This window comes from Bacteroidales bacterium (genome assembly GCA_018334875.1).
In the GTDB taxonomy this organism is placed as follows: domain Bacteria; phylum Bacteroidota; class Bacteroidia; order Bacteroidales; family UBA12077; genus JAGXLC01.
The window spans coordinates 1-8,853 of sequence record JAGXLC010000166.1; the positions used below are offsets into that span (position 1 = coordinate 1).

The 8,853-nt window shown below is 43.8% G+C and carries 8 protein-coding genes; 4 read left to right on the forward strand and 4 right to left on the reverse strand.

Annotated elements, in window-relative coordinates:
• Positions 1–3 precede the first annotated feature (3 nt).
• The 3 genes from KGY70_12925 to KGY70_12935 all read right to left on the reverse strand — a co-directional run bounded on the left by KGY70_12925 (position 4) and on the right by KGY70_12935 (position 1,456).
• Positions 4–303: an SHOCT domain-containing protein gene (locus KGY70_12925; GenBank protein MBS3776089.1), complete on the reverse strand. Its 300-nt coding sequence runs from the start codon at positions 301–303 to the stop codon at positions 4–6.
• A 77-nt stretch (positions 304–380) separates the two neighbouring features.
• Complete coding sequence (locus KGY70_12930; GenBank protein ID MBS3776090.1) at positions 381–890, reverse strand: RNA polymerase sigma factor; 510 nt, start codon at positions 888–890, stop codon at positions 381–383.
• Positions 891–1,009: 119 nt separating this feature from the next.
• Positions 1,010–1,456: an Rrf2 family transcriptional regulator gene (locus tag KGY70_12935; GenBank protein MBS3776091.1), complete on the reverse strand. Its 447-nt coding sequence runs from the start codon at positions 1,454–1,456 to the stop codon at positions 1,010–1,012.
• Positions 1,457–1,688: 232 nt separating this feature from the next.
• On the opposite strand from KGY70_12935, the gene KGY70_12940 reads away from it, so the two are divergent.
• From KGY70_12940 to fkp, 4 genes are all read left to right on the forward strand, one after another.
• Complete coding sequence (locus tag KGY70_12940; protein ID MBS3776092.1) at positions 1,689–2,876, forward strand: iron-containing alcohol dehydrogenase; 1,188 nt, start codon at positions 1,689–1,691, stop codon at positions 2,874–2,876.
• A 119-nt stretch (positions 2,877–2,995) separates the two neighbouring features.
• On the forward strand, positions 2,996–3,886 hold the full coding sequence (locus KGY70_12945) for a cation transporter (GenBank protein MBS3776093.1): 891 nt from the start codon (positions 2,996–2,998) through the stop codon (positions 3,884–3,886).
• 683 nt (positions 3,887–4,569) lie between these two features.
• The gene (locus KGY70_12950; GenBank protein MBS3776094.1) at positions 4,570–5,343 is read left to right on the forward strand and encodes an Fpg/Nei family DNA glycosylase; all 774 of its coding nucleotides are present in this window, start codon (positions 4,570–4,572) and stop codon (positions 5,341–5,343) included.
• A gap of 126 nt (positions 5,344–5,469) precedes the next feature.
• Positions 5,470–8,337, forward strand: a complete 2,868-nt coding sequence (fkp, locus tag KGY70_12955) for a bifunctional fucokinase/L-fucose-1-P-guanylyltransferase (protein ID MBS3776095.1) — start codon at positions 5,470–5,472, stop codon at positions 8,335–8,337.
• Positions 8,338–8,671: 334 nt separating this feature from the next.
• Here the strand turns inward: fkp and KGY70_12960 are convergent.
• Positions 8,672–8,853, reverse strand: a 182-nt coding sequence (locus tag KGY70_12960) for a hypothetical protein (protein ID MBS3776096.1), incomplete at its 5' end; no start/stop codon positions are given.

The following is an 8,853-nucleotide window of genomic DNA, read 5'->3' on the forward strand; positions in this document are numbered from 1 at the left end:
AATCTAACTCAGATCATTCCTTCGCTCCTCAAACTCATCTTTATCAATTTCGCCCCTGGCATATCTTTCCTTCAGAACCTCCAGAGCCGACCTGTAAGAAGATTGGGTAACTCCCGTGTTTTGAACACTTGTTCGGACAATAAGCCAAATAACAAGGGCCAGAACAATGAGGCCGATAATCCAGCCCCAGCCCATTCCAAATCCCATGCCTCCAAATCCATGCATTGTAAACTCCTTTCTTCTTATTCGTTTATAACAATCATTTGTGTTGTGGTGTATCCCGTAACAATTATCAATATACATCCCTCTTACGGGTCTACCCGCATTACCATAATGTTGTTCATTCAACAGACAACAACACCCCGGGTTTTGTTCATACCTTACTCGTTCCTGTAATCCAGGAGTTTTACATACAATTTTTTTCTTGTGAAAAAAATGCGGCTCTTGATGGTGCCCATTTTAAGTTGTAGCTTCTCCGCTATTTCCTTGTATTTATATCCCGAAAGGAACATTTTGAAAGGCACACGGAATTCGTCGGGCAATTCTTCGATTTTCCTGTTGACCTCTATGATAGAATATTCACTGTCCGGCCTGAGGGGCGAACTTTCATCAGTCCGATTCAGAAAATTGTCGTTATCGGTTTTATCGTAATACATTTTTTCTTTTTGCTTTTTCCTGTAGTTGTTAATAAATGTATTTTTCATGATGGTAAAGGTCCATGCTTTCATGCTGGAACCTCTGATGAATTTATCCCTGTTGACCAAAGCTTTGTGAAAGGTCTCCTGAAGCAGATCCTTCGCATCTTCCCGATCAGAAGTTAAACTCAGGGCATACCTTTCCAGTTTGTCTTCCAGTTGGATGAGTTGTTTGTCAAATTGTACCGGGTTCATAACTGTTTGGTTTTTATTATTATTAGGAATCTTCATAGCATTCGGTTTTTATAGATTCAAACTGCCTTATACGCATTCATAGTAAGTCATATTTCCACAAATTCAGGTATTCTCCGGTCTCAGATATAATATAGCTGTGGGCCGGATTGATTATTCAGTTCATTTTGTTGTTCTGCCAATTGTTTAAGCGTCACCGAATTCATTTTTTCTTTTATGTGATCATTCAATTCATTCCAGAAATCATTTGCCGCACAAAATTCTTCCTTGTTGCACTGCTTACCCTGTTCAAGACAGTCGGCTAAAGCCAGATCATTATTGAAAGCCTTATAAATGTCATAGGTGGTCAGCTTATTTGCCGGCTGGGTCAGCATGTATCCGCTTTTCTTACCGGCCACGTTTGTTATCAGTCCGGCTGCTTTCAGGCCGGCAATGATATGATCCAGATATTTCTCCGAGATATCTTCCCTTTTTGCAATGTCTTTTTGCAGGATACCCCGGTTATTCTCCTGTAAAGCAATTTCAATCATGGTTCTTAAGCCGTATCGTGTCTTGGTATTGACTTTCATAATCCTTAATTACTTTATTTATCCTATATGATTAGTAGGAAACAAATATATATAATAAATCAACCCAAATCAAATTTTTTAAGAAATTTTCACAATTTGGGTTGTCACCAACCACAATCAGGTTCACTGGATTTAACTATAAAGTCGATTTTTATTATTTTTGAATGCTTTCAGTGAGCCAACGTTTTCGCTGGAAGTCGAACGCAGTCAAAACCTATAAAAATCAATAATTATGGAGAATTTTACATTTCACAATCCGACAAAAATAGTATTTGGAACTGGAAATTTACCCTCAATCGGGGAGGAAACAAAGCCCTACGGGAAGAAAGCGTTATTGGTGTACGGTCAGAAGAGCATCAAAAAGCTTGGCGTCTATGATCAGGTAGTGGAAGCCTTAAAGAAGGCAAACATTGAAATCATTGAACATCCTGGAGTTAAGCCCAATCCGGTTTTATCCCACGCAAGGGAAGGAGTTAAAAAATGCAAGAGCTCAGGGGTGGATGTAATTGTTGCTGCCGGGGGAGGCAGTGTCATCGATGAAGCCAAAAGCATTGCAGCCGGGGCTGTATCAGATGCAGACGTATGGGACTTTTTCATGCAAAAGGTCCCGGTCAACGAAGCCTTACCCCTCATCGACGTACTCACAATGCCGGCAACCGGTACGGAGATGAACGGATCGATGGTGATCACCAATGAGGAAAACCAGGTAAAAAGCGGTTTCGTTGCACATGCCCTTCATCCGAAAGTATCCTTTCTCGACCCCAGTTTAACATATTCCATTCCCAAAGAAACTACAGCCCATGCCTGCACCGATATGATCGCCCACCTGGTGGAAGGATATTTCAATTCGATGGAAGAATTTGTTCCGGTGGTTGATGGCTATATTGAAGGGATCATCCGGGGGATTATGAAAAGCGCAGACAGGGTTATGGAAAAACCCGATGATTATGACGGAAGGGCCAACATCATGTGGGGCGCTACCCTGGCATGGAACGGCATTGGCCAGAGAGGCTTTAAAGGAGCCTACGTACCCTGCCACATGATGGAACATCCGCTCAGCGGAATATATGATATTGCGCATGGTGCCGGCCTTTCCATCGTCATTCCCGCATGGATGAAATATAAAAAAGAAGACGTGCGCCACCGGATTGAATTGTTTGGACGGAATGTGATGGGGATCGATCCCGGAAGCACCTCAGACCTGGCAGATACTACCATTAAAGAGTTGGAAAAATGGTACAGAAGCATAGGAACCCCGGTAACATTCCAGGAAGCCGGAATTGAGAACCCGGATTATGATGCCCTGGCAGAACAGGCCGATTTTCTGTCCAATTATATGGGTGTTCCAGGATATACCAAAGAGGATATAAAAAACATCTATCGGCTGGCAGATGAGAAGGAAGCTTATGAGAAGAATTAATCGTTTAAGAACACCAAAGCACCAAAAAGCTGAAGCATCAAATTCCAAATATCAAATACCTGCCCCGACGGCAGGCGGGGAATGCTAATAATCAAAATCTTTAAAAATCTATTTCAATATTGACGAACAAAAAAACTTATAACCGTACGCGTCTGGGTTATATAGAAGGCTGGCTTGCCATAGGAGGGAACATAGCCTTATTTGTTCTGAAATACTGGGCCGGTATAATTACCGGCTCAGTTGCCCTGATGGCTGATGCCTGGCATACCCTTTCCGATTCCTTTAGCTCGGTTATCGTTCTGATAGGCACAAAGATATCCAAAAAACCGGCCGACCGGGATCATCCCTTTGGTCATGGGCGGGCAGAACTGATTGCCTCCCTGGTTATAGGAATATTTCTTCTTTTTATTACTTTCAATTTTGTTACGGAAAGCATCGAGCGGTTAAACTCAAAAGTAACTGTCAAATTCGGAACAATAGCTCTTGTTGCGGTTATTACCTCCATTGCAGTTAAAGAAGGATTGGCCCAGTATGCCTTTTGGGCCGGAAGAAAAACGGGATCCAATACGCTGAAAGCCGACGGATGGCACCATCGCACCGATGCCATATCTTCGGTGCTGATCCTGGCCGGGATATTCGTGGGGAAATATTTCTGGTGGATCGACGGAGTATTGGGCATCATCGTGGCCGGTATGATCGCCTGGGCTGCTTACGAGGTGATACGGGATGCCATCAATCCGCTGATGGGCGAAAAACCTTCGGAAAATCTGATTGATAACCTGCATCAAATTAGCCATCAGAGTCTTGGGTTTGATCCGGAAATTCATCACATCCATCTCCACCGGTACGGGGCACATGTGGAGCTGACCTTTCACATTACCCTTCCACCTAATATGAGTCTGAGAGAGGCACATGGCCACATTGAAAAACTGGAAAACGCGATTCAGGACAACCTTGAAATGACAGCCACCATTCATGCAGATCCTGCAGGCATGCCTGAACAGGATTAACTCTAAATTCTAAATCCTAAATTCTAAACTCTAATCCCTAAATTCTAAACTCTAAATCCTAAATTCTAAACTCTAAATTCTAAACTCTAAATCCTAAACTCTAAATCCTAAAATCCTAAAATCTAAAATCTAAATCCTAAATTCTAAATTCTAAATTCCCCGCCTGCCAGCGGGCAGGTAAATACTAATGTCCAATCCGTCAGCTAATGGAGATTCTTCCCATTTCTTAATAAGGGCGAACATCCTGTCTTGCTTACGAGTATCTTGCATAAGTCTTGTTTTTACCTGCAAAGCTAACAGGTCGGCTTACCATATGCAAGATGGGTTGCTCGGACGGATACGATCAAAACATCGTATTCAAACTTAGTTAAAATAAAACCGAAGAAGATTTTCATGAATGCTCTTTGCATATTGGTTTGTTTTGAAATTTCTTTATTTGGTCATTTGATATTGTTTAGAATTTCGAAATTAGAAATTAGAGTTTAAAAATTAAGATTTATTCATTACGCTTTCCCTCAGGCAAGACAGGCTATGAGATCGCTACGCTAAGTTCCAGTTTATCTGGGTTAGCCTCTGTCCATAAAGTCAAATAGAAGATCAGTCTGCATCGCTATGGTTAACATGCACCCGAAAAATTTCATATTTTAGAGGCCATATTTTGTTGTACACTAAAAATCGAAACCATGCCCGAACTGCCAGATGTAGAAATATTCAGACAATATGCCGAAAAAAATGCATTGAACCGGGAGATCGAACAAGTGACCGTAGATGAGCCCAAAATAGCAGAAGTAGAAGAAAACAAGATCAATCAGTCGCTTCAGGGCCAGAAGTTCACAAAGGCTGAAAGACTGGGAAAATATCTGCTTTTGCCAACCACCGCAGAAAGTATCCTGATCATGCATTTCGGAATGACCGGTTGGCTAAAATACGGAAACGGAGAAAAACACAGGCACACCAGGGCCAGCTTTATCTTTTCCAACGGATATGCTTTGTATTTTATTAATCCGCGAAAGCTCGGACGGATATCCCTGTCAGACGATCCGGATGTTTTCAAAAAGAAGAAAAAAGTAGGACAGGATGCCTTAGCGATCCACCTGGAAGAATTTCAGGATCTAATTGGAAAAAAAAGGGGAACACTCAAGTCATTGCTCATGAACCAGGGCATCATTGCCGGAATAGGCAACATTTATTCGGACGAGATCCTTTTCCAGGCAGGAATGCACCCAAAAACGCAAATTTCCGAGCTGAAGGATTATCAAAAGGTATCCCTCTTTCAGTATATAAAGGAAGTGCTGCACAAAGCCATAGAACACAATGCAGACCCCGGTAACTTTCCGGATTGGTTTATCATTCCCAAAAGGAAAGAGGGAGAACAATGTCCCGCGTGCGGAGGTGAAGTCAAGAAAGATCAGGTTTCGGGGAGAAATTTTTATTATTGCCCCAATTGTCAGAAATAATTCGGTTCCTTACCGGGCAAGTTTTGCCAAAAAAAGCAAGAATTTGACCGGTAAAGTACTAATAAACATTGGTTCGGAATGCCTGGTATAAAAAAAATTTGATTTAACAGTAATATAATACGTGCCATGAAACACCTTATCAGTTTGCCTCCCAATGTAGTAAAACATTTTCACCGGCTGGAGAATAAAAACAAAGAGCAATGGTATGTAGATAGCGATCCGCACGATAAACATGTGGGATCTGGCGGCGGCACGGCCCATATTCTCTCTCGTTGCTGGAAATCGGAAAGCAATGAGCCTTTCACTGAATGGCTGAACAGAGAAAATAAGATCATCATTCATGGAGGCGGGCAAAGCAGGAGGCTTCCTTCCTATGCCCCTGTTGGAAAAGTACTCACTCCCCTGCCGGTATTCCGATGGAGCCGGGGCCAACGCCTGCACCAAAAACTTCTGGATCTGCAACTGCCTTTGCTCACGAAAATGGTACACAAATCACCCCCGCACCTCCATACGATGATTGCCAGCGGTGATGTATTGCTTTTAAATGAAGCCGTGCTACCGGAAATTCCCAATGCCGATATCGTATGTGTTGGCTTGTGGACGGAACCCAACCAGGCAAAAAACCACGGTGTATTTTTCATGGAAAGAAAAAACACCGACCGGCTCGCGTTTATGCTTCAAAAGCCCGATAATGAAAAAATCAGGGAGCTGATGAAGGATTACGACTTTCTGATTGATGTTGGGGTATGGCTTTTAAGCGACCGGGCCGTGCAGATATTGATGGAAAAAAGCGGTTGGAATAAAGAAACACAGAACTTTGTGAACAAAACACCCGATTTTTTTGATCTTTACGGAGAATTCGGACTCAAGATGGGTACCACACCCGCCGGGCAGGATAAAGAGATCAATGGGCTGGATGTAGCGGTTCTGGTCCTCAACGAAGCGGAATTCTATCATTTCGGAAAATCCCGGGAACTTATTGATTCGTGTGTCATGTTACAAAACCGCATTCTGGACCAGCGGGAAATCTGGCATCGCCGGATCAAACCCCATCCCAGCATCTTTACTTTAAATGCTTTGACGAATGTCCGTTTTCACAACGAACACCGAAACATCTGGATAGAAAATTCATGCATCGGGCAACAATGGAAGCTGCGAAAAAACCATATTTTAACCGGGATTCCTGAAAATGACTGGCACCTGGATATCCCTTCCGGTATCTGCCTGGATATTATTCCCGTGCAGCCCGATAAATATTGCATTCGCCCCTATGGTTTTTCGGACACATTCAAGGGTAACGTAAATAATGCATATACCCGGTGGCAGGGAAAGAGTATAAAAAAATGGTTTGAAAAAAGAAACCTGGATATAACCCAATTTTTATCCCTTAAGGAAGATATTCAGGATGCCCCACTCTTCCCGGTACTTGATAGGTCAGATATTACGAGGGATTTCATTCAGTGGATGATAGACGATAAGGAGCCAAACCGGACAAATTCGGAGACATATGTCCGGGCCCCTAAATTCTCGGCTTCGGATATTCTTTCAGAGGCCAATCTGCAAAGGCTTTATGAACAAAGACTGCATTACAGCAGAAAGATCATTCCCGCATTAGCCAAAAATCATGAAAAGTCCATATTTTATCAGCTTGATCTGAAGGACCTGGCCCAACATTACCTGAAAGCCGGCCTGCCCCTGCCCGATGAGCTGAATGATAAGGCTCCCGGTATGAGCCACATTCATGACAACATGTTCCGTGCAAAGATTCAGGAATTTAAAGGCAAAGACGGTTCCGCCTATGAGCAAAAAGCCTTTGAGCTCTTAAGAGACCTTATGACAGATTCCGGGATCACCGCTTCGGTTCAGCCCGAAATGAACTTGCTCTCCGACCAGATCGTATGGGGCAGAAGTCCGGTCCGAATTGATATAGCAGGGGGATGGACGGATACCCCACCCTATTGCCTGATTAACGGAGGAAAAGTCATCAATTTTGCCCTGAACATGAACGGACAGGCACCCCTGCAATGCTTTGTCAAACAAGGCAGGAAGCATTCCATTATATTTCGCTCCATTGATCTGGGCATTGAAGAAGAAGTAACCACTTATGAAGCGCTCAACGATTTCCGTGATGTAGGTTCGGCCTTTGCCATATCAAAGGCAGCCCTCGTGCTTGCAGGGTTCAGTCCGGCTTTCTGCCGTAAGAAGTATTCCTCATTAACGGAACAGCTAAAAGACTTTGGCGGAGGACTTGAGATCAACACCCTGGCTGCTGTCCCCAAAGGATCGGGCCTTGGAACCAGCAGCATACTGGCGGCAACCATCCTGGGGACCATAGCCGATGCGTGTAACCTGGGATGGGACAAAATCGAGCTGGGCAAAAAAACCCTTGTTCTTGAACAATTGCTGACCACCGGAGGTGGATGGCAGGATCAGTTCGGAGGCCTGCTGCACGGCGTTAAACTCATTGAAACTGCTCCCGGTTTTGATCAGACCCCGGTCATGAAATGGCTTCCGGACCATCTGTTTCATCATAGCGGACTAAAATCCAGAATGATGGTGTATTATACAGGAATTACCCGCGTGGCCAAAAATATACTTGCCGAGATCGTAAAGGGAATGTTCCTCAACGAATCCCGGGTACTTGGCATATTGAAGGATATGCAGTACCATGTGCTGGATGCCTTTGAATCCATTCAAAGGGGAAACTATGAAGATCTGGGCAGAACCCTGGAAGAAAGCTGGAGACTAAATCAACAGCTAGACGAAGGCACCAACCCTCTGGAAGTTCAAAAAATACTGGACAAAATCAACCCTTATCTGTCGGGGAAAAAGCTGGCCGGAGCCGGAGGCGGCGGGTTTATGTTCATGATAGCCAAAGATGAAGGTGCCGCCCAAAAGATAAAAGAGATACTGACCCAGCATCCCCCGAACTCCAGAGCCCGTTTTGTGGATTTTGACCTGTCCGGCTCAGGATTGCTGGTCACCCGAAGCTGATATATTTATCTTACAAAAACCGGAGGAACCAGTGTTGTAACCACTAGAGTATTCTTGTTACATTACCTTTAATAAAGCATAATCGTTTACCCGGCCATTAAGTAGTGTCTATCTATAAATTCAAAGAGATTTGAAAGAGTCTCGTCTGGAATGTTCGCTGGCAAGGCTTGGGAGTTTTGAATGCCAGGAATTTACTTGATGTAATTGACTGGCATGAAAAACGAGCGTAACGCAGCCAGCGGACATTCCAGACAGACTCTAAGTAACAACCATTAACTCCGGTCCTGACCGTTCCCATCCTTTTCAAGGAAGGTAAGCCGCTCAGATCGCCCTGTTACTTCTTACGGGGATTACCCATACCCCTGATATGAAGATCTTTGCGGAGCTGGAAATCCTGTTCGGGTTCAATCCGTTCCCCAACAGGCTCAAGAAGCTCTTTTCCATCTGCCCTGGGATTTTTGATTTTCCCTGAGATGGGATAGGCGTTCATCTCCTCCGAAGGATAAGGCTTTAACA